Raw genomic sequence first — 578 nt, 5'->3', positions numbered from 1 at the left:
ATCGCGCCCTACCGCGCTTGCTGATGCCCCGTTGGCGATGTGTTGAAGCGCAATGGGTTTGATGGCACTGTATTTCGATTGGCGGGTTTGCTTCACTACTTCTCCTGGTCGAAAGTGGTGATGCATTCACCGCCTGAACCTACCACGCTATTTCTGTCATAAACGCAGTCAGTAACTTTAATTAGCCCACAGCCGCTGCCATAGACCCAGGAACTAACCCCGCATTCACCCGCCAATGACAGCCATAAAGGCAGTCAGTAACTCACATTGGGGTAAGCAGCGAAAGGTGCCAACCGGGCGATCCTCTAAGCGGACACGCCTGTGTCCATTAACCCGGACACCCTTTGCCCCCTTAAGCCTCAAGACACCGGTAAGCCCGCCTTCCGCTACCGAGCAGACCAACCCCTATTTAATCCCGTTTACTCGTGGGTAACAAAAAGTGGGTCGCAGCACCCAACCCCACACAAGGGGCAAGGCAACCACGACCCACAAACAAGATTATTATGCCGGCGGCGACCTACTCTCCCACACCCTCCCGAGTGCAGTACCATCGGCGCTGGTGGACTTAGCTTCCGGGT

At 55.4% G+C, this 578-nt stretch carries 1 rRNA gene; it reads right to left on the bottom strand.

What is annotated here, in order from left to right:
* Positions 1–504: 504 nt before the first annotated feature.
* Positions 505–578 (bottom strand): 5S ribosomal RNA (gene rrf, locus QP982_RS10715); the annotation flags it as partial.

It is taken from the genome of Corynebacterium sp. MSK019 (assembly GCF_030232425.1).
GTDB classification, from domain to species: domain Bacteria; phylum Actinomycetota; class Actinomycetes; order Mycobacteriales; family Mycobacteriaceae; genus Corynebacterium; species Corynebacterium jeikeium_D.
The sequence above is the reverse complement of the archived record's forward strand: the minus strand, read 5'-3'. Positions and strand labels throughout refer to the sequence as shown.